At 61.7% G+C, this 18654-nt stretch carries 15 protein-coding genes; 9 read left to right on the top strand and 6 right to left on the bottom strand.

Annotated features, from left to right (window positions below; all coding sequences use genetic code 11):
- Positions 1–154 precede the first annotated feature (154 nt).
- Positions 155–892, bottom strand: a complete 738-nt coding sequence (locus AB5Y82_RS00015; RefSeq protein WP_128834935.1) for an ABC transporter substrate-binding protein — start codon at positions 890–892, stop codon at positions 155–157.
- A gap of 120 nt (positions 893–1012) precedes the next feature.
- On the opposite strand from AB5Y82_RS00015, the gene AB5Y82_RS00020 reads away from it, so the two are divergent.
- The 3 genes from AB5Y82_RS00020 to AB5Y82_RS00030 all read left to right on the top strand — a co-directional run bounded on the left by AB5Y82_RS00020 (position 1013) and on the right by AB5Y82_RS00030 (position 4145).
- Positions 1013–1843: a lysostaphin resistance A-like protein gene (locus tag AB5Y82_RS00020; protein ID WP_368173494.1), complete on the top strand. Its 831-nt coding sequence runs from the start codon at positions 1013–1015 to the stop codon at positions 1841–1843.
- Positions 1844–2046: 203 nt separating this feature from the next.
- Positions 2047–3363 (top strand): sphingomyelin phosphodiesterase, encoded by a 1317-nt coding sequence (locus AB5Y82_RS00025; RefSeq protein WP_368173495.1) that lies wholly within the window; start codon positions 2047–2049, stop codon positions 3361–3363.
- Positions 3360–4145 (top strand): hypothetical protein, encoded by a 786-nt coding sequence (locus AB5Y82_RS00030; protein WP_368173496.1) that lies wholly within the window; start codon positions 3360–3362, stop codon positions 4143–4145. The genes AB5Y82_RS00025 and AB5Y82_RS00030 overlap by 4 nt, the downstream gene beginning before the upstream one ends.
- Positions 4146–4147: 2 nt before the next feature.
- Here the strand turns inward: AB5Y82_RS00030 and AB5Y82_RS00035 are convergent, their stop codons facing one another.
- The gene (locus tag AB5Y82_RS00035; RefSeq protein WP_368173497.1) at positions 4148–5368 is read right to left on the bottom strand and encodes a DEAD/DEAH box helicase; all 1221 of its coding nucleotides are present in this window, start codon (positions 5366–5368) and stop codon (positions 4148–4150) included.
- Between the two features lie 143 nt (positions 5369–5511).
- Here AB5Y82_RS00035 and AB5Y82_RS00040 point away from each other — a divergent pair, with 143 nt between their 5' ends.
- Positions 5512–6339 (top strand): transporter substrate-binding domain-containing protein, encoded by an 828-nt coding sequence (locus tag AB5Y82_RS00040; protein WP_150995724.1) that lies wholly within the window; start codon positions 5512–5514, stop codon positions 6337–6339.
- A 59-nt stretch (positions 6340–6398) separates the two neighbouring features.
- On the opposite strand, the gene tpx is transcribed toward AB5Y82_RS00040, so the two are convergent.
- A complete protein-coding gene (gene tpx, locus AB5Y82_RS00045) occupies positions 6399–6899 on the bottom strand; it encodes a thiol peroxidase (RefSeq protein WP_005341463.1) in 501 nt (166 codons plus the stop codon).
- A gap of 184 nt (positions 6900–7083) precedes the next feature.
- Between tpx and AB5Y82_RS00050 the strand changes: the two genes are divergently transcribed.
- A complete protein-coding gene (locus AB5Y82_RS00050; protein ID WP_368173498.1) occupies positions 7084–9531 on the top strand; it encodes a zinc/cadmium/mercury/lead-transporting ATPase in 2448 nt (815 codons plus the stop codon).
- A gap of 195 nt (positions 9532–9726) precedes the next feature.
- Here AB5Y82_RS00050 and pulA read toward each other — a convergent pair whose 3' ends face one another.
- Positions 9727–13761, bottom strand: a complete 4035-nt coding sequence (pulA, locus tag AB5Y82_RS00055) for a pullulanase-type alpha-1,6-glucosidase (protein ID WP_368173499.1) — start codon at positions 13759–13761, stop codon at positions 9727–9729.
- Positions 13762–14024: 263 nt separating this feature from the next.
- On the opposite strand from pulA, the gene AB5Y82_RS00060 reads away from it, so the two are divergent.
- The gene (locus AB5Y82_RS00060) at positions 14025–14438 is read left to right on the top strand and encodes a hypothetical protein (RefSeq protein ID WP_368173500.1); all 414 of its coding nucleotides are present in this window, start codon (positions 14025–14027) and stop codon (positions 14436–14438) included.
- Positions 14439–14485: 47 nt separating this feature from the next.
- Here AB5Y82_RS00060 and dmeF read toward each other — a convergent pair whose 3' ends face one another.
- Positions 14486–15457, bottom strand: a complete 972-nt coding sequence (gene dmeF, locus AB5Y82_RS00065) for a CDF family Co(II)/Ni(II) efflux transporter DmeF (protein WP_368173501.1) — start codon at positions 15455–15457, stop codon at positions 14486–14488.
- Positions 15458–15528: 71 nt separating this feature from the next.
- Between dmeF and AB5Y82_RS00070 the strand changes: the two genes are divergently transcribed.
- The 3 genes from AB5Y82_RS00070 to AB5Y82_RS00080 all read left to right on the top strand — a co-directional run bounded on the left by AB5Y82_RS00070 (position 15529) and on the right by AB5Y82_RS00080 (position 18224).
- The gene (locus AB5Y82_RS00070) at positions 15529–15804 is read left to right on the top strand and encodes a metal/formaldehyde-sensitive transcriptional repressor (RefSeq protein WP_021230923.1); all 276 of its coding nucleotides are present in this window, start codon (positions 15529–15531) and stop codon (positions 15802–15804) included.
- A gap of 127 nt (positions 15805–15931) precedes the next feature.
- Complete coding sequence (locus tag AB5Y82_RS00075) at positions 15932–17128, top strand: amino acid aminotransferase (RefSeq protein ID WP_275057406.1); 1197 nt, start codon at positions 15932–15934, stop codon at positions 17126–17128.
- Between the two features lie 163 nt (positions 17129–17291).
- The gene (locus tag AB5Y82_RS00080; protein ID WP_040067382.1) at positions 17292–18224 is read left to right on the top strand and encodes a LysR family transcriptional regulator; all 933 of its coding nucleotides are present in this window, start codon (positions 17292–17294) and stop codon (positions 18222–18224) included.
- Between the two features lie 63 nt (positions 18225–18287).
- Here the strand turns inward: AB5Y82_RS00080 and AB5Y82_RS00085 are convergent, their stop codons facing one another.
- A complete protein-coding gene (locus tag AB5Y82_RS00085; protein WP_005340296.1) occupies positions 18288–18611 on the bottom strand; it encodes a DUF1820 family protein in 324 nt (107 codons plus the stop codon).
- Positions 18612–18654: the final 43 nt, after the last annotated feature.

The following is an 18654-nucleotide window of genomic DNA, read 5'->3' on the forward strand; positions in this document are numbered from 1 at the left end:
CAGCGAGTAATCGCGCTGTGTCCGTTTCACACCTTGTCCCATCGGGCTCTCCATTTATTGGGGGGAAAGGTGTAAACCATATTCAGGACGGGACAAAGGCATAAAAGAAAGCCGGAGCCACTGCTCCGGCTTTTTGTTTTCCGCCTAGGCACTCTCAACGGCAATCGATCCCCTTTCCGGCTCGGGAGATCAGTTGGTCATAGCGACCATCGGCACGGGCGGCAGCCAGGGCATGATTGAAGCGCTCAAGCAGGCTGGCGGCCTCCGGGTACTGCCGTGAAATGATCAGATAAAAAGTGTCGCTCTGGCGAAAGTGGGGCAATGCCTGCAGATGGCAGGGGTCGCCAAACAGTTGGCGGCTGGCATCCCGGGTCACCGTCTCGTTCATCGGCAGCAGATCGATCCGTTTGCGATCCAGCAGTTGCAGACACTGTGCTAGTGTCTTGGGGCGCTGCAGATCCAGCCCGAAACGCTTGATCACCCCGTCGGCATGGCTGGTGCTCCACCCCAGCGGAATGCAGACACGCAGCCCTTGCCAACGGCCAGCCTGAATGGCCTCACTCCCCCGATAGGTGAACCAGGAGAGGCGATCTATATGAATGGGAGCGCTGTAGTGGAAGAGCTTGGCCCGCTCGGCAGTCCAGGCGTAGGGGAAGGTGGCCGCAACCAACCCATTGCGGGTCAACTGATAGCCGCGGGGCCAGGGCAGGTAGTCGACCTGGAGCTCTCGATACCCGGCCTCTTGCAGCAGGGTCGTCACCAGCCGGGTGCTCTCGCCGCCTTCAGGCAGGGCCTTGCCGGTATAGGGGGTGAACTCACCGGTCACCAGCAGCAAGGGTGCCGCCTGCAGCCAGACACACCAACAACACAACAACCACAGACAGTGCTTCATCAGCTGCTCTCCCTTTACCCTGTTGATGAGTATAGAGAAGGGATCCGACCACCTCCTGCGCGGTTGTCCTGCTGACGCCCTCTTGTTAAGGTTGCCGCCTGCCTCGATCAAGGAGATCCAATGTTACCCCTTCCCGACTCATTTATCTGGGGCGCGCTGGCGCTGGCCGTGCTGCTTGCCCTCTTCCGCCAGCGTCTTCCCGCCTTTGCTCTGCTGGGACTCTCCCTGCTGCTGGCACTGTGGCTTGACCGAATGACACTACCCGCCCTGCTGGTCTCGGTCGCAGGATTACTGCTGGCGTGGCGTGCGCCAACCCTCCCCGCCCGCCGGGCGATGGCGGCCAGAGTGGTGCTGATCCTCTGGGCGATTGTACTGACCCTGCACCTGATCCCCGGCTTCAACAATCTCAAGGTACTGGATCAGGCGCTGGCAGGCCCCGCCAGCGTGCCGTTCAACATGTATCTGAACCTAGACAAGCCGCTGCTGCTCTTTGGCTTGCTGCTGGCCTGCCCGATGCTGCTGGGCAAGGGGGGCGCCATCCGCTGGCGCCCTTTGGCCCTGTTGCTGCTGCCGCTGGGTGCCCTGCTGGTCATCGCCTGGCAGTTGGGGGCACTGAAACCGGAAGTGGGTCTGCCCCACTGGTGGTGGCTGTTTGCACTCAACAATCTGCTGTTCACCTGCGTGGCGGAAGAGGCGCTGTTTCGTGGCGCGATCCAGCAGGGGCTGACCGAACGTTACCGCCCCTGGATTGGCATCGTCGTGGCCGCGCTACTGTTCGGAGCCATCCACTTGCCCGGTGGCCCACTGCTGGCGCTGTTTGCGACCCTGGCAGGCTGCTGCTATGGCCTGGCATTCCAGCTCAGCGGGCGACTCTCCGTGGCCATCCTGATCCACTTCGCCTTCAACTTCGCCCATCTGGCGCTCTTCACCTACCCGCTGGCCCACCGCTAACTCCTGAAGTGAAGGCGCCCGACACGGGCGCCTTCCCTCGCTCTTCCCTCTCTCTTTAAGCATGCTGCCTCGCTCGCTTTACACCTCCACAAAGCTCCAAACAAAACCAATTCATTTACTTGTAATCAAAATGTAAACAAACTGACCTCTGCATTCGCCATAACAGTCACTTTCCATTGCCCTGCAACCAAAAGGATCCTGTGATGCAGAAAACTCTCAGTTATGCCGCCCTGCTGCTGGTCAGCCAGTTCCCGCAACTGACACTGGCCGATACCGATGTCTACCTCACCAACAACAGTCCTGAACCGCTCCAGATCGACATTCGCCAAAGCGGCAGCGGCCAACTGCAACCCGGCAGCCAGTGGAGCCAGCACCGCACCGAGCTGGGCCCATGGGAGAGTGCCATGGTGCTCAGCTTCAATCGCTATGAGGGGGTCAAGGCGGGCAAGAGCTATCTGTTCGAAACCCGCGTGACCACAGCGGGTGGCGACGTCTATCGGCTCAACCAGCTGATGGAGGGAACCTGGTGGAACACCACCTTGCAGCACGGTGGCGAAACGCCAACCGGCGTATCCGGTTGGCAAAACGATCGGGCGATCCATCGCGTTGCAGGGCCACAAGAGCTGGCATTTGCCGCCAAGTTCACCGGCCGCTACGACGATCTGCACTATATGATCACGCCCCCCCAAAAACGGGAGCAGCCGGAACCGGCAGAACACAGGCTCAAGGTGGCCAGCTACAACGTCTGGGCGCTGCCTGTGATCGCCTCCAGCATCGGCGAGCGGTTGACCTTGCTGCCTGATTATCTCAAGGGTTATGACGCCCTGCTGCTACAAGAGGTATTCGATGGCCGCCGCGAGGGCTTTTTACAGGCGCTGGCGAAAGAGTACCCCTACCAGACCAAAGTACTCGACAAGCCCGGGGTCAACATTCATGACGGCGGCGTGGTGATCGTCAGCCGCTATCCCATAGTGCGGGAGGCCCAGCTGGTCTATCCCCAATGCACCGGCACCGACTGCTTCGCCGACAAGGGGGTGATGTACGCCGAGGTGATCAAGGGGGGCAAGGCGTGGCACCTGTTCGCCACCCACACCGCCAGCTTCGACACCGATGAGGCGCGCAAGCTGCGCCAGATCCAGTTCGGTCAGATCCGCTCTCTGGCAGCCAGCCTCAAGATCCCTGCCACGGACACCGTCATCTACGGCGGCGACTTCAACGTCAACAAACGCAAGTTTGCCGATGACTACGCCAATATGCTGGCCAATCTGAACGCCCATGAACCCGCCTATGGCGGCTATACCGAAGCCACCTTCGATCCCAGGATCAACCCCTATGCCGGTGGCCCGCTCTCCGGTGGCGCCAACGTCGAGTATCTGGACTACCTGGTAGTGAGCCGGGAATACGGCAGCGCCAGCCACAACCTCAACACGGTCTGGATCCCGCGCAGCAGCGATGGCCGCCTCTGGCCCGCCAGCAACCTCTCAGACCACTTCCCGGTCAAGGGAGAGATCAGCCGATGACTCGCCGTTACGGGATACTGGCACTGGCTATCCTGACCCTTTTGCTGGTGAATCTGGGCTGGCAGGAAGAGCAGTCCCCGCTATCGCCAGAACGGTCGGCAACGCCCTCTCTGGCCGATGTGCAGTTGCCAGCAGAACTAGGAAGCCCGCCTCCCCGCATGCCAAACGCTGAGGGAATGGATGGCAAAAGCAAAGAAGTGCCCAGCAGCTGGCAGGCGATGCCGGATGAACTGATCAACCAGCTTGCCAGCGAGATCAGCGACAGCGAGTTGCCGCTGGTGCAGCGTGTGAGCAATCTGGAAGCAACAGAGGCCGGGTGGCTGAGCGAGGGGGAGAGCCTGATCCGGTTACAGGGGCGCTATGCCCTGGCGCTGGATCAGTTGGCGCAAGAGAGCGAGCAGTTACCGCTGGCCGAGCGGCTGGACACCCTCACCCATTTGCAGGATCGGTGGGCGGCGGATCATCCGGATCTGGCGGTGGATCTGTTCAACCCGGATGCCCGCCTGCAGCAAGCCCGTCAGCTGTGGGGAGATGAGGAGCTGGCCACCCTGGCCCATCACTTCCTGCCCGCAGAGAAAGTCGAAGCCACGCTGGCGTTTGCCGAGGCGCGCCAGCAGCTGCTCGATCAACGCAGCCGCTACCAGCGAGAGCTGGCCGAGCTGGAGCAGCAACTGGCGATCAGCCAACAGCAGATGGATCCTGCGCTGTGGCAACAGCACAAGGAGGAGGTATTGAGCCAGTGGCGTCGTGACTTCTTCGCGCGGGAGCAAGGCAAACCCTGAGGTCAGCGCTTGCCCTTGAACTGCTTGACGCTGCGTTTGGCCTGAGTACGGCGATTGGCCTGCTTGTCACGAGGGGGGCGCTTGCCCTCCCCGCTGGCAGGCTGGTCAGTGACCGGGAATCCCGCCAGATCGCCCAACGGCAGCTCGCGGCCGGTCAGGGTGCGAATGGCTTGCAGCATGTCACTCTCGCCATGGCAGACCAGCGAAATGGCCAGCCCCTCGCGGCCAGCCCGGGCGGTACGACCGATGCGGTGTACATAGACAGGGGCGCTGGCGGGCAAGTCCAGATTGATCACCACCGGCAGCGCCTCCACATGGATGCCACGCGCCATCAGGTCGGTGGCCACCAGCACCCGAATTTTGCCCTCTTTGAAATCGCCGAGCGCCTGCTCGCGCACCGCCTGCTCCTTCTCGCCATGAAGGGCGGCCACCGCAATGCCCGCCTTGGCCAGCTTTCTGGCAACCCCGTCGGCATCATCCCGCGCACTGATAAAGACCAGCACCTGCGGCCATGCCTGCTCCTTGAGCAAGCTGATGAGCGCCGGGACCTTGCTGCTCTTGTTGACCAGATAGAGTCGCTCTTCGATCTCGTTCACCACGCTGTTGAGGGGGGTGGCCTCGATACGGGTAGGCTCGCGCAGCAGGCCGTTGGCCAGCGTCTCCAGCTCGGCAGGCAAGGTGGCGGAGAAGAGCAGGGTCTGGCGATCCGCCGGAATAAAGCCGAGCAGCGCCTTGATGTCGGGAGCAAAGCCCATCTCCAGCAGGCGATCCGCCTCATCCAGCACCAGCAGTTGCAAACCATCCAGCCCCAACAGTTGCTGGGTCAGCAGATCCCGCAACCGCCCCGGTGTGGCGACCAGCAGTTGTGGCCACTGCGCCAGTTCGGCCTGTTGCCGCTCCTGCGCAACGCCCCCACACAGCGTCACGATACGCAGCCCCAGCGCCTCGGCGCCCTCTTTTAGCGCGGCAGTGACCTGAGTCGCCAGCTCGCGAGTTGGCACCAGCACCAGACCCTGCACCTGACTGGAGGCGGGATCCAGCCGTTGCAGCAGCGGCAAGCCAAACGCCAGCGTCTTGCCGCTGCCGGTCTGGGCCAGCGCCAGTAGATCCTGCCCCGCCAGCGCCGCCGGAATGGCCAGTTGCTGGATGCGGGTCGGCGTCTGCAAGGTGGCGGGCAAAGAGGCAAGCAGAGCGGGATGAAGGGCAAGTTCGCTAAAGGTCATGGCGCTACGTCAACAAGAAGTGGGAGGCGAAGTCTAGTGAGCGGGGGCTGAGAAGTAAAACCCTATCCATGATGGTTTGGCCAAGGGGCGCTGACGACGGGCTGACTACACTTTAGCTGACCTATCACCAAGAGAGACCCGCCATGACCAGACACATCCCCCTTCTGCTGCTCGTGGTCACCCTGCTCGGCAGCGCGACTCTCGGCCTGTCGCAGACTCCGGAGAACGACGCCGCCCCCGAGCAGCCTAAACCAGTGCGCATCCTCAATGCCCACCTTGGCGAGCTGCCGGGGCTGATCAATGCCGACAAGACAGGCCCCTTTGTCGACCTGGTGCACGCCATCGATGATCTCTACCCCGATGTGACCATCAAGATCACCATCTACCCCATCGCCCGTGCCATGGCTGGGGTGATCTCCGGCAAGGCTGATCTGGGGCTGCCCGCCATCCGCAACCTCAAGGATATCGATATGCTGGCTTATCGTTTCAGTACCCGCAGTTTTGGCAAGGTTGCCCATGTCATCTACAGCAATACCAATTATCCAGTCACCACGGATATGGCCTACGGCATAGTGCCCACCAAACGGGATCTGCTGATCGAGGCCGTTCCCGACTATATGCCCTTCCCGGTGCAGCGCTCGATGAGTATCGAGCAGTCACTGCGCAAGCTCTCACGCGGCCGTATCGACGCCTTTGTCTGGGCGCAAGAGGAAGCCGACCTGATGCTCAAGCAGCTGGGGCTGACCAATATCAGGCGAGAATTTTTCGGAGATTTCGAGGATGTCTTCATCATCCAGAAAGGGGCTGCAGGTGATGAGATGGACGAATTTCTCCGCCAAGCCATCGATCAGCTGGCTGCCTCCGGCAAACTGGCCGAGATCTACGAGAAGATCCACCGCCCCTATGTGGAGTGGCAACCCTCCCCAGCCGCCAAGGCTGAACCGGCGACCACCCCGCCAGCTACGCCCTGAACGGACAATTCCCGCATAAAAAATCCCGCCGAAGCGGGATTTTTTTATGGCTTGCAGCCTTACAGCACGGCCAGCGCCGCAGCGTAGTTCGGCTCGTCGGCCACTTCGGCGACCAGCTCGCTGTGCAGCACCTTGTTGTCACCATCCAGCACCACGATGGCGCGAGCTGTCAGACCGACCAGCGGGCCGGAAGAGAAGGCAACGCCGTAATCTTCCATGAAGGCCGCACCGCGCAGGGTGGAGAGGGTCACTACCTTGTCCAGACCTTCGGCGCCGCAGAAGCGGGACTGGGCGAACGGCAGATCGGCGGAGATGCACAGCACGACAGTGTTCTCCAGCGCGCTGGCCTGCTCGTTGAACTTGCGCACAGAGGTCGCGCAGGTCGGGGTATCGACGCTCGGGAAGATGTTCAGGATTTTGCGCTGACCGGCAAAGCTTGCCAGGGTCACGTCGGAGAGATCCTTGGCCACCAGGGAGAAGGGCTTGGCTTGCTCACCGGCGACCGGGAAGTGACCAGCGACGGAAACCGGGTTGCCTTGCAGAGTGACTGAGTTGCTCATGTGTTATGTCCTTTATTGGTGTAGTAAAAATCCGGGTGATCAGTATAGGGGCGGCGAGACCAGACAAACACCCGCGAAGACAAGGGATATAAAGGGGTTGACCTTGGACTTAACACCAAGGTTTAGACTCCTTCTCGGTAATCAGGGATCTCGCAGGGGCGGGATCCATCAAGAGGGACTCATCATGAGCAAATCCTGCTGCAATCATCAGCACGCCGCCCCCATCAAGGCCGTCAGCAAGGCGGCCCCCGGCCAGAGTGAGCATCACCACGATAGCCACTGCTGCGACAACACCACGCCCGTCAGTTGCTGTTCAAGCCCGACGCCTCATGAGCACGCATCCCGTGACGGCAATGAATCCCCCGGGGATGAAGAGCCTCCCCGAGGAAGCGGTCACGCTCAAGCGTGCTGCAGCGCCCCCTTATCGCCAGCTCACGATCATAAGCATGATCACGAGCACGATATGCCCCCTGCAGACCCGCTGGTTGCGCCTGCGCAAGGCAACAGCCGCCATAGCTGGCAGGTGATGGGAATGGATTGCCCCAGCTGCGCCCGCAAGATCGAGACCGCCGTCAGCCGGGTGAGCGGCGTGCAGCAGGCGCGCGTGCTGTTTGCCACCGAGAAGCTGGTGGTGGATCTGGCCCCCGGTCTCTCCCCCGATCCCGTCACCGCCGCCGTGCTGGCCGCCGGTTTCCAGCTTAAGGGGGAAAGCGCTGACAAGCAGGCAGCTGGCCGCAAGCAGGCTTCACAACAGCCCCTGCAGGGCAATCTATTCGGTAACTTTTTGGGCAAATATTGGCAGCCCCTGTCACTGGCCGGTCTGATGCTGGTTGCCGCCCTGCTGCCGAAAGAGTTCGGTCAGCCGCTCTTTACCCTGGCGACCCTGTGGGGGCTGTGGCCTATCTCTCGCAAGGCGTGGGCGCTGACCAAAAGCGGCTCCCCTTTCGCCATCGAAACCCTGATGACGGTCGCCGCCCTGGGCGCTCTGTTCCTCGGCGAGACCGCCGAAGCGGCCATGGTACTGCTGCTATTTATACTGGGTGAGCATCTGGAGGCCTACGCCGCCGGACGCGCCCGGGCCGGGGTGACCGCCCTGATGGCGCTGGTACCCGACAAGGCGCTGCGCATCCGTACCACTGCAGAGGGCGAGGTGCGGGAAGATGTAGCTGCCGATGAGCTGCGTCCCGGCGATATCATCGAAATCGCCCCGGGTGCCCGTCTACCTGCCGACGCCCGCCTGCTCGATGAGCTCGGTGCGTTTGACGAGAGCGCCCTGACCGGTGAATCCATTCCGGTGGAGCGCCATCAGGGTGACAAGGTGCCGGCCGGCAGTCTGGCTGCCGATCGGGTACTGCGCCTTGAAGTCGTCTCCGAGCCCGGCAACAACGCCATCGACCGCATTCTGCACCTTATCGAGGAGGCCGAAAGCCAGCGCGCACCCATCGAGCGCTTTATCGACCGCTTCAGCCGCTGGTATACCCCGGCCATGATGCTGGTTGCCCTGCTGGTGGTGCTGGTGCCGCCCCTTGCCTTTGGCCAGAGCTGGGACGAGTGGATCTATCGCGGGCTGGCGCTGCTGCTCATCGGCTGCCCCTGCGCGCTGGTCATCTCCACCCCGGCAGCGGTTACCTCGGCGCTGGCTGCGGCAACCCGTCAGGGGGCCCTGATCAAGGGTGGTGCCGCGCTGGAGCGATTGGCCCATATCGATACCGTCGCCTTTGACAAGACCGGCACACTGACGCTGGGCAAGCCGCAACTGACCGAGCTGGTGAGCCTCAATGGCCAACCGGAAACCGAACTGCTGGCACTGGCGGCTGCCATCGAGCAGGGCTCCCACCACCCGCTGGCCCGCGCCGTGGTCGCCAACGCGACCGAACAGGGGCTGACGCTGGCGGAGGCTCGCGACCTGCGTGCCCTGCCGGGCATGGGGGTTGAGGGTCGCATCAACGGTCAACTGTGGCAACTGCTGGCACCGAGCCGGGTGGCGACCCTGAATGTGGAACAGCAAACCCGGATTGCTTCGCTGGAGCGGCAGGGCAAGACCGTTGTGGTGCTCTGCCAGAGCGTCGGCGACCAGGCTCTGCCGGTCGCCCTGCTGGCGCTGCGGGATCAGATCCGGCCGGAGGCGGCAGCCGCTCTGCAAGAGCTCAACCGGCTCGGGCTCAACAGCATCATGCTGACTGGGGATAACCCCCGCGCTGCCGAGGCCATCGCCGGTGAACTCGGGATGGGCTGGCGTGCCGGCCTGTTGCCGGAGGGCAAGGTCGATGAAATTGCCAAGCTCGCCAGCTCGCAGAAAGTCGCGATGATCGGCGATGGCATCAACGATGCCCCCGCCATGAAGCGGGCCAGTATCGGCATCGCCATGGGGGGCGGCACCGATGTGGCGCTGGAAACCGCCGATGCGGCGCTGACCCACAACCAGCTTGGTGGCATCGCCGCGATGATCCGGCTGTCTCGGGCGGCACTGGCCAATATTCACCAGAATATCGCGCTGGCGCTGGGGCTGAAGGCCATCTTCCTGGTCACCAGCCTGCTCGGCATCACCGGCCTGTGGATTGCGGTGCTGGCCGATACCGGTGCCACCGCACTGGTCACCGCCAACGCCCTGCGGCTGCTGCGCAAGCGTTAAGCCAGCCAAAAGCCGTCCCCCAACCGGGACGGCCTTTCTTTTTCCTCTCATTCCTCTCACGGCACCCCGTAAAAGAAAAAGCGCGCCTGCCGGTCGGCAGTCGCGCTTTGCTTACTCTCTCGGAGTTATCCCACCCTTGGCAAGGTGGAATTCAACCCGGGGGCGCCGAGCCATCCCCCGGACTCAATGGCTTGCTTACTTGACGCTGCACTCCTGAATGACGGCAGTACCCGCCTTGACGCCAGCCGGGTCAACCTTCACCAGCACACTCCACAGCCCCTGCGGCAGGGTGATGCTGTTATTGGCACTGCCACCCTTGGAGAAGGCGAACGAATAGCCGGTTTCAGCGTTCACCGCGCCGCCACCGTTGAGCAGGTACTCCTTGCTCCAGTCCTCGTTGGCGACCTTGAACTCGGTGCTGCCTGTGTAGTTGAAGGCTGCCTGATAGATGGCGAGATCGCCGTCCATTCCCTTGTAGCTCAACTGGTACTGGGGCTGAGCGGCCCAGCCGGAGAGCTCACCCTTGACGAACAGGTTGTAGCCGAGCGGATTGCCCGCCACCGTGTCCAGTACCTTGCAGCTCTGCACCGGCTCGGTGAAGCTGACGCTCAGGGTGGGCTTGTCCTTGTTCATGGCGGTAAACACGAACTTGTAGCTGCCCGCCTTGGCCAGATCGAGCCCGATGTTGCCGGTATCCCCACCCTTGCAAAGGGTCAGCGGAGTGCCGACCACCAGCTTGTCACCGGCGTTACAGCTGCCGTAGTTGACCGGCCCCCAGCTGGCATCTGCAATCTTCACCTCGGTTGAGCCCAGCTTGTCAGCCTGTACTTCCGTGGTGAATTCATACATGAAGTTGCTACTGAAGGTCATCTGGTTGGTCTCACCCCATTCACCGAGGAACCCCTTCAGATAAACGGCGGTGTTGCCAAACGGTGGCAGCGTGCTCAGGTCGGTCTTCTTGCTGACCGGCAGGCCCGCGCCCTGGGCGCCATTCTGCGGCTTGACGAACACGGCAGCAGACCAGGCCCCCAGCGTCAGCTGGCCATTATCATAGGCGGCGCCGCTGGCGATGCTGTCGACTGCGCGATGCTTGCTGCTTAGCACCATACCGCTCAGATCGATCGGCTGATCGTTGCCGTCACGGAAGTCGCCGATGCTCTGGCTCTGGTTGCTGGCGTTGATCATCACCACCAGGCCGTCGATGGCGGGATCCAGATCCGCCCCGGCACTGACGCCATCATCCACCGTCATGACGATAAGGCCGGGCACCTGATCCGGCCCGGTATTGCGAAAATCGACCCGCTTGATCACCTCGGCGCCGCTGCCCAGACGCAGCAGTCGGGAGGAGTTGCGCAGCTCCGCCAGTTCCTGATAGAAGCTCACCATCTGCCCCATCTCGGCCGAGCCCGGCTTGGCATGCTTGCCGAGCACCTGCTCGATCAGCGGATAGTTGTCGCCATCCTTGTCCTTGCGCGGCAACCCCTTGTCGAAGTTGTTGTCGCCCAGGGTGTAGTCGACTTTGTTGTACCAATCGCCCGAGTCATAGCTGTCCCGTTCCATGGATTTGGAACGCAGCAGCTCGACACCGGCGTGGGTGAAGGGAATGCCCTGCCCCAACATGGCGGTCGCCAGCGATACCCCCTGCATCCGCACCAGATCGGCTCCGGCAGGCGCCTTGTAGATCAGGTTGTCGAACAGGGTCTGGTTGTCATGCTTGTCGACATAGTTCTGCACCTCCACCGGGTCCTGGGCATAACCGGCAGGTTGACCGTTGTAGTCGATCTCGGCCCCCTTCTTCGGCATGCCCTCCTTGTCGGTCAGCACGAACTCCTTGAGGTTGCCCGCCATGCCGAGCCGCACCAGGTCAGCCTGGTGCAAGGCCGTTGCCAGCTCCACCTTGCTCATTTCGTTAGGATCAACAAGGGCGCCGTTGCCAAAACCCTGGGTCTTGCGAATGGTATCGCCGCCGTCGAACGGACTGCCGCCGCGCACCGCATCGCGCAAGCGGTCCGAGAAGGAGCCGATACCGGTACCGCCCAGATGCTTCTGGGTCGCCTGCACGAAGCGTTTGTCATCCTGCACTTCGCCGAAGTTCCACCCCTCGCCGTAGAAGTACATCTCGGGATTGACCTGCTTCACCGCGGCCAGCGCCTGCACCATCTGATCTTTCGGATGGTGGCCCATCAGGTCGAAGCGGAAGGCGTCGATCTTGTAGTCGCGCGCCCAGGTGACCAGGGAGTCATCCATCAGCTTGGCGAACATGGCGTGTTCCGGCGCCGTGTTGGAGCAGCAGGTGGAGTTCTCCACCGAGCCGGTCTCCGGATTGAGGCGCTGATAGTACCAGGGCACTATCTTGTCGAGCACCGACTTGGGGCCGAGCCCGGATTCGTTGGTGTGGTTGTAGACCACGTCCATCACCACGTTCATGCCGATGTTCTGCTTGATGGCCTTGACCATCTCGCGGAACTCCAGAATACGTTTGGTGCCCTCGGCGTTGGTGGCGTAGGAGCCTTCCGGCGTGGTGTAGTGGTAGGGGTCATAACCCCAGTTGAAGGAGTCGAAGCCGCGCAGGTAACCGGAAAGCTCCTGCACCTGCGGATTATCCTTGCTGTCGCCCCCTTGCAGGTCGGCCAGCACATCCCCCACGGTCTGACCGCCACCGCAATAGCCACCAAATTTGGATGTTTTCACATCCGGATTGACCTGGCAGAGCTTGCTGAAGTCATCGCCGAGATTGGCTACCTTGGCCGGATCCTCGTTGACGGTGGCGATATCGAACACCGGCAGCAGGTGCAGGTGGCTGACGCCGCTTTTTGCCAGCGCTTTCAGATGGTTGACCGGTACAGAGTCGGGCTGGGTCAGGCCGACAAACTTGCCGCGCTTCTCTTCATCGGTGGAGGCATCGTTGCCGGTCAGGTCACGAACATGGGCCTCATAAATAGTGATGTCGGCGGGGTTCTGCTGGCTGTGGGGCGCCTTGAGGCTGTCCCATCCTTCCGGTTTCAGGGCCGGATCGTCGAGATCCACTACCTGACTGAACTCGGAGTTCATCGCCAGACTCAGGGAGTAGGGATCGGTCACCTCGTAGTGCTCAACCTTACGGCTCAGCGGGTGGTAGACCTCCATGTCGTAGCGGTAGAATTGGCCGATCAGCTCGCTGCCCCCTTCATAACTCCAGCTGCCGCTGGCGCTGTCGAAGGTCATGGCCACTTCACCACTCTTCTGGTGGCTGGCGTTGTAGAGGGCCAGCTTGACCGACTTGGCGGTCGGCGCCCAGAGACGGAAGGTCACCCGGTTGCCCTCCACCACGGCGCCATAGCTCAGCTTGGTCGCCTCTGTCGCATAGAGGGCATCGAGGGCGCCGGCGCTCTGTACCAGGGTGGCTCCTTGCAGGATACCGTCGGCATCGGTGCCGATAGCCACCAGTTCCCCCTTGAGCAGGGGCTTGAGATCTTTACCGGCAGGCAGGGCAAAGGCGGCGGCATCCTTGAGATGCGGATATTTGGCCTGCTGCTCGGCAGTGAGGCTGGTCGCGGTCAGGCTGATATAGGGGAAATCGAACACCCCATCGGCATTGGCCTTGATGGTGCCCGAGTCGGTGTAATAGAGGCGAACATGGGGCTTATCCTTGCCCCCTTGCCAGATCAGGGTATTGCCATCGATCAAATGAGCGCTGGCCCCCGCCACGCCAAAGGCGGCGCTAAAGGCTTCGGCACGGCTGCCAAACAGATCTTTCTTGCCCGCGACGATGGCCACGGTGCGATCCGGGTGCTCACTGAAGATCACCTTCATATCGCTGCCGGTCAGGTTGGCCAGATCGCCGTTGCGGGCGATAAAGTTGATGCACCCTTCCACATTTTTGAGAGGAACGACCCAGGCCGGACCAAAGCTGTCGGCAGTGGCAGGTGTCTTGCTCTTGTCATCCCACCCGGTATTCAGGCCACTATCAGCCGTTGCCTGGCAGGCGTCGTTGTTCCAAAGGTGCAGGCTGTGGTTGTCAAACGGTGCCTTGGCCCCTTTGGCTGCCGACTGGGTATCCACCAGCGCAATGACTACCTCGTTGGGGCCTGCTTGCAGCAGCTCCTTGGGGGGATCCATCTTGGGCAAGCGAGCGACAGGTCCATCAGAAGGTTCAGGTGTAGAAGTAGATGTGCTGTTGTCATTACAGCCAGACAAAAGCGCGAGCAGTGAGGCTGTTACCAGCGCCACTTTGGTCTTTTTCATATCCATATTTTTATAATTCCCGCTGTAGTTAGTCTCGATAGTCGAGCACCCGGTCATTGCCAGGCGGTGCCATATTAATCAGCGGCAATCGATTCAAATGTGAGCGGAAGGGCAAAAAAACCATCCAGTTTCAACAAGATAACGTTTTCAGATGGAAACTTCGATCCGGCTCACAGACCCCGCGGCAATTTGGCCTCATATCTGACTAACGGTGGTCACCGGGTCGGGAAAAGCAATTTTCGATCAAGTGGATAGAGAAGGAGCAGGTGATGAAAAGGATTGAGGAACAGGCGCAACGGCTGGATCTGGAGTACCAGGCGATCGGCCAGCTGTTCGACCAGTTTTGCCAGCAGGCTGGCACCCTGGCCGAGCAGTATCACTTCTTCAACTGGCCCGACTATGAGGACTCACCTCCCCTGAGCCGCGCCTTCACTCTGCTGGGAGAGCCCCGCGAATTGCGGCTGCGCTGCCAGCCCGGCGAGCGCTCCGCCCTCCATGGCCTGATCCAGGTGGTCTCTGAGGATGGCACCATAGATGCCAGCCTCGGGTTTCGCGCCGATGGTCAGCTGCTGCTGGAGTCCGGCAAGCTGCTGGACAACCCGCCCGGACTGCTGCTCAAGCTGCTGCTCGGCGCTGTGTGGCAACACAAGCCCCAGGATGAGATCACCGGGCAGCCGCACTGACATCAGGGAACCAACGGCACTGAAACCAGGGGGGCCAACGGCCCCCGTTATTTATCCTGTTCGCTGGCGATCTCGATGGTCACATGTACCAGCTCTTCATGGATCGCCAGCCGCTCGCGGATCTGCTGCGCCGGTAGCGGATTGACCATCAGCAAAGAGAGCACGCAGGCATACTGCTGCTGCCCCACCCGCCAGACGTGCAAATCGCGGATATCGGTGCCCGGCAGCTCGGCGATGACCTCACGGATCTCTGCCACCAGCGGGGTATCCATCTCGGCATCCAGCAGCACCCGACCAGAGTCGCGCAGCAGCCCCCAGGCCCATACCGCGACCAGTCCGGCACCCACTATGCCCATCAGCGGATCCAGCCAGTCAGCGCCCCACAGCATTCCCCCCACCAGCGCCAGAATCGCCAGCACGGAAGTGGCCGCATCCGCCAGCACGTGGATATAGGCGGCGCGCAGGTTGAGATCCTGATGGCCTTGGTGATCGCCATGGTCATGATGATGAGCGTGGTCGTGATGCTCATGATTGTGGTCATGCCCATGGCCGTGGTGATGGTGGCCGTGATCATCCTTGAGCAGCCAGGCACAGGCGAGGTTCACCAGCAGCCCCATCAGCGCGATAGCGATCGCCTGTTGATAGTGGATCGGGCTCGGATCGAGCAGCCGGAACACCGACTCGAACAGCATCATGCCGGCTACTCCCACCAGCAACAGGGCGCTGGTGAAGCCACCCAGCACCTCGATCTTCCAGGTGCCGAAGCTGAATCTGTGGTCGCGGGCAAAGTGGCGGGCGGCGCGGTAGGCCAGCACCGAGAGGCCGAGCGCCAGCGCGTGGGAGCTCATGTGCCAGCCATCCACCAACAGCGCCATGGAGTTGTAGAACCAGCCGCCGCCAATCTCCGCCACCATCATGATGACGGTCAGCAATACGGCCCAGCGGGTCTTCTGTTCGGCCAGCGGATTGCCCTCATGAATGACGGGTTGATGGCAGTGTGATTGAGCGAGGGATGACATGGATTTCTCCTGAGAGCGATGATGCAATATACTATACCCCAGTATAGTTTTATTGATCGAGAGGATCCGTCATGTCCCACACCATTCACGACAAAAAGAAGTTGCTGGCACGGGTGCGCCGCATCAAGGGACAGGCCGGTGCGCTGGAGAGCGCGCTGGAGCAGGAGAGCGACTGCACCGCCATTTTGCAGCAGATCGCCGCCATCCGCGGCGCCGTCAACGGCCTGATGCTGGAGGTGCTGGAGGGGCATATGCGCGAGCATCTCGGCGCCCCCGATGCCACCCCTTCCGAGCGATTGGAGGATCTGGATCAGGTGGTCAGCGTCCTGCGATCCTATTTGAAGTAAGCAGGATCGCGGTGCCATCCATTCAGGCTCGACCAGCGTCGGGCTTGAGCCACCGCCAGCTTTGCGCCATGATGTCCAGCCCGGCTGACCGCCGGTTTTACTGGACAGTCAATTTCAAGGATCCCCCATGTTTGAACACGTCGATGCCTACGCTGGCGACCCCATCCTGACGCTAGTCGAGACCTTCCACAAAGACACCCGCGAGCAGAAGGTGAACCTGGGGATCGGCCTCTATTACGACGAGCAGGGGCACATTCCGCTGCTGCCGTCGGTGCAGCAGGCCGAAGCCCAGCGCGCAGCCGCCCCGGCCCCACGCCCCTACCAGCCGATGGAAGGCGCCGCCAACTACCGCACCGCGGTGCAACACCTGCTGTTTGGTGCCGACCATGAAGCGGTCAAGGCGGGACGTATCGCCACTATCCAGACCATCGGTGGCTCAGGCGCGCTGAAGATCGGCGCCGATCTGCTCAAGCGCTACTTCCCGACCTCCGAGGTGTGGGTCAGCAACCCGACCTGGGACAACCACAAGGCGATGTTCGAGGGAGCCGGCATCAAGGTGCACGACTACCCCTACTACGATGCGGCCACCGGCGGCGTACAGTTCGATGCGATGATCGACTGCCTGAGCAGCCTGCCAGTCAAGAGCATCGTGCTACTGCACCCCTGCTGCCACAACCCGACCGGGGTGGATCTCTCCCGCGCCCAGTGGGATCGGGTGATCGCACTGGTGGTCGAGAAGAACCTGATCCCCTTTATGGACATCGCCTATCAGGGCTTCGGCGACGGGCTGGAAGAGGATGCCTACGCCATTCGCGCCATGGTGGCCGCCGGTGTCAGCTTCTTCGTCAGCAACTCGTTTTCCAAGAACCTCTCCTTCTACGGCGAGCGCTGCGGCGGCCTGTCGGTCATCTGTCAGGATGCCGAAGAGGCCAGCCGTGTACTGGGCCAGATGAAGGCCACCGTGCGCCGCAACTACTCAAGCCCTCCCACCCACGGTGGCCAGATCACTGCGGCGGTGATGAACCAGCCCGAGCTGCACGCCATGTGGGTCGATGAAGTGACCGAGATGCGCACCCGCATCAAAGCGATGCGCCAGAAGCTGTTCGAGGTGCTGAGCACCAAGGTACCCGGCCGTGATTTCAGCTACTTCATCAACCAGCGCGGCATGTTCAGCTACACCGGCTTCACCCCGGAGCAGGTTGACAGACTGCGCGAAGAGTTCGCCGTCTATCTGGTGCGATCCGGTCGCATGTGCGTGGCGGGCCTCAACAGCCGCAACGTCGACTACGTAGCCGACGCCATGGCGGCGGTGCTCAAGGGCTAATCCGCACCAGCCCCGCTTTGGCGGGGCTTTTTTGTCTGTTGCGTTCGCAGCCACCTCTTGAGGTGTCTGCTCACCCTCCCCCAGCTGTGAGAGAATGCCAGCAGGTCACGCTGAATCTCCCTGATTCCAAGCCTGTTTATCTTCATCAATTTCAGGAGCCACTATGGATCTGATCGCTCTCTCTAGGCTGGGAGGTCGCCATCTGGTCACCCTGCACCTGCTGCTAGACAACCAGAGCGTCACCCGCACCGCCGAGCGGCTCTGCACCACGCCTTCCACCGTCAGCAAAACCCTCAACCAGCTGCGGGATCTGCTGGGGGATCAACTGCTCTACCGCCAGGGCAACCAGCTGCTGCTCACCCCCATGGCCGAGCGACTGGCTCCCACCCTGCATCGACTACTGGGGGAGCTGAACGGCCTCACTCGCCAGAACGCCTTCAACCCGCAGCAGTGGCAGGGCACATTGCGGCTGGGATTGCGCGAGAGCGTGATGACCTGGCCGGTGGGCCCCATTCTGGGTCAGCTGATTAAAGAGGTGCCGGGCATGGTGCCGGAGATCTGGAACAAGGATGAGCAGGGGCTGGAGGCGCTGGCAGCGGGCAAACTCGACTTCGTGATCCTGCCTCATGACCAGAGCCAGCCGTTGCCGCGCCAGCCCGGGCTGGTGTGGGAGACCCTGCGGGAAGAGAAACTGGTCTGCCTGCTGCGCAAAGACCACCCCGCGCTGGCCAGGCACTGGGATCTCGATGCTTATCTGAGCTGGCGCCATATCGCCATCCGGGATCAGGAGCTGGCCAACCCCTTCTTCGAGCAGAGCCTGGCCCAGCAGCAGGTGCGTCGCCAGATTGGCGCCACCCTGCCCGATTTTGCCAGCGCGGCGGCCCTGCTGCCCCAGACCGATCTGATCCTCACCGCCATCGGTGGCTGGGCGGCCTGCATGGCCAGTCAGCCGGATCTGGTGATGCGTCCGGCACCGTTCGATTACGGCAAGGTGAGTCACAGTCTGGTCTGGTATGGCCCGGCCGGTGATGGCTCGGCCCGTCACTGGTTCCGCCAGCGGATCCTGCAACTGGGTCGCGAATTGATTGAGCCCTGAGCCGGATGACAGCGAGAAGAAATTGATGTTTCACCGCGGCGAAACATCAACGGCAAGTAGGGACTAGGGACGTTTGGTATAGATGGGGCTGGGGAAGGAGGCGACGTTGCTGCCCAGATCCGTGATGCGGGCAGCACCCTGCTTTTTCACCTGATCGATGCGCAGCACCTGATGCATGGGGATAAGGGTCTGGCGCACATCGGCAAATTCGCTCTTGAGCTTCTCGTGACTGGGATCGACGATAAGCGCCGTGTGGTTATCCCAGACAAAATCGGCGATCTCGATAAAACCAAACAGTTGGCCCTGATTGACTTCGCGCACATAGACTTCGTAGCGCTCGCTGTGGCAAATAAACTGAACCCGATATAACGCCTTGCTTTCACTCATGATTATCTGTCATTGAGGGGTAAGAAGATGGCCATTATTCTAG

It is taken from the genome of Aeromonas sp. s13 (assembly GCF_040907905.1).
Classification (GTDB): Bacteria; Pseudomonadota; Gammaproteobacteria; order Enterobacterales; family Aeromonadaceae; genus Aeromonas; species Aeromonas veronii.

Excerpts from the sequence above, each read along its gene's own strand:
- AB5Y82_RS00015 (WP_128834935.1), bottom strand. The coding sequence starts at position 892 with ATGAAGCACTGTCTGTGGTTGTTGTGTTGTTGGTGTGTCTGGCTGCAG.
- AB5Y82_RS00020 (WP_368173494.1), top strand. The coding sequence starts at position 1,013 with ATGTTACCCCTTCCCGACTCATTTATCTGGGGCGCGCTGGCGCTGGCC.
- AB5Y82_RS00025 (WP_368173495.1), top strand. The coding sequence starts at position 2,047 with ATGCAGAAAACTCTCAGTTATGCCGCCCTGCTGCTGGTCAGCCAGTTC.
- AB5Y82_RS00030 (WP_368173496.1), top strand. The coding sequence starts at position 3,360 with ATGACTCGCCGTTACGGGATACTGGCACTGGCTATCCTGACCCTTTTG.
- AB5Y82_RS00035 (WP_368173497.1), bottom strand. The coding sequence starts at position 5,368 with ATGACCTTTAGCGAACTTGCCCTTCATCCCGCTCTGCTTGCCTCTTTG.
- AB5Y82_RS00040 (WP_150995724.1), top strand. The coding sequence starts at position 5,512 with ATGACCAGACACATCCCCCTTCTGCTGCTCGTGGTCACCCTGCTCGGC.
- tpx (WP_005341463.1), bottom strand. The coding sequence starts at position 6,899 with ATGAGCAACTCAGTCACTCTGCAAGGCAACCCGGTTTCCGTCGCTGGT.
- AB5Y82_RS00050 (WP_368173498.1), top strand. The coding sequence starts at position 7,084 with ATGAGCAAATCCTGCTGCAATCATCAGCACGCCGCCCCCATCAAGGCC.
- pulA (WP_368173499.1), bottom strand. The coding sequence starts at position 13,761 with ATGGATATGAAAAAGACCAAAGTGGCGCTGGTAACAGCCTCACTGCTC.
- AB5Y82_RS00060 (WP_368173500.1), top strand. The coding sequence starts at position 14,025 with ATGAAAAGGATTGAGGAACAGGCGCAACGGCTGGATCTGGAGTACCAG.
- dmeF (WP_368173501.1), bottom strand. The coding sequence starts at position 15,457 with ATGTCATCCCTCGCTCAATCACACTGCCATCAACCCGTCATTCATGAG.
- AB5Y82_RS00070 (WP_021230923.1), top strand. The coding sequence starts at position 15,529 with ATGTCCCACACCATTCACGACAAAAAGAAGTTGCTGGCACGGGTGCGC.
- AB5Y82_RS00075 (WP_275057406.1), top strand. The coding sequence starts at position 15,932 with ATGTTTGAACACGTCGATGCCTACGCTGGCGACCCCATCCTGACGCTA.
- AB5Y82_RS00080 (WP_040067382.1), top strand. The coding sequence starts at position 17,292 with ATGGATCTGATCGCTCTCTCTAGGCTGGGAGGTCGCCATCTGGTCACC.
- AB5Y82_RS00085 (WP_005340296.1), bottom strand. The coding sequence starts at position 18,611 with ATGAGTGAAAGCAAGGCGTTATATCGGGTTCAGTTTATTTGCCACAGC.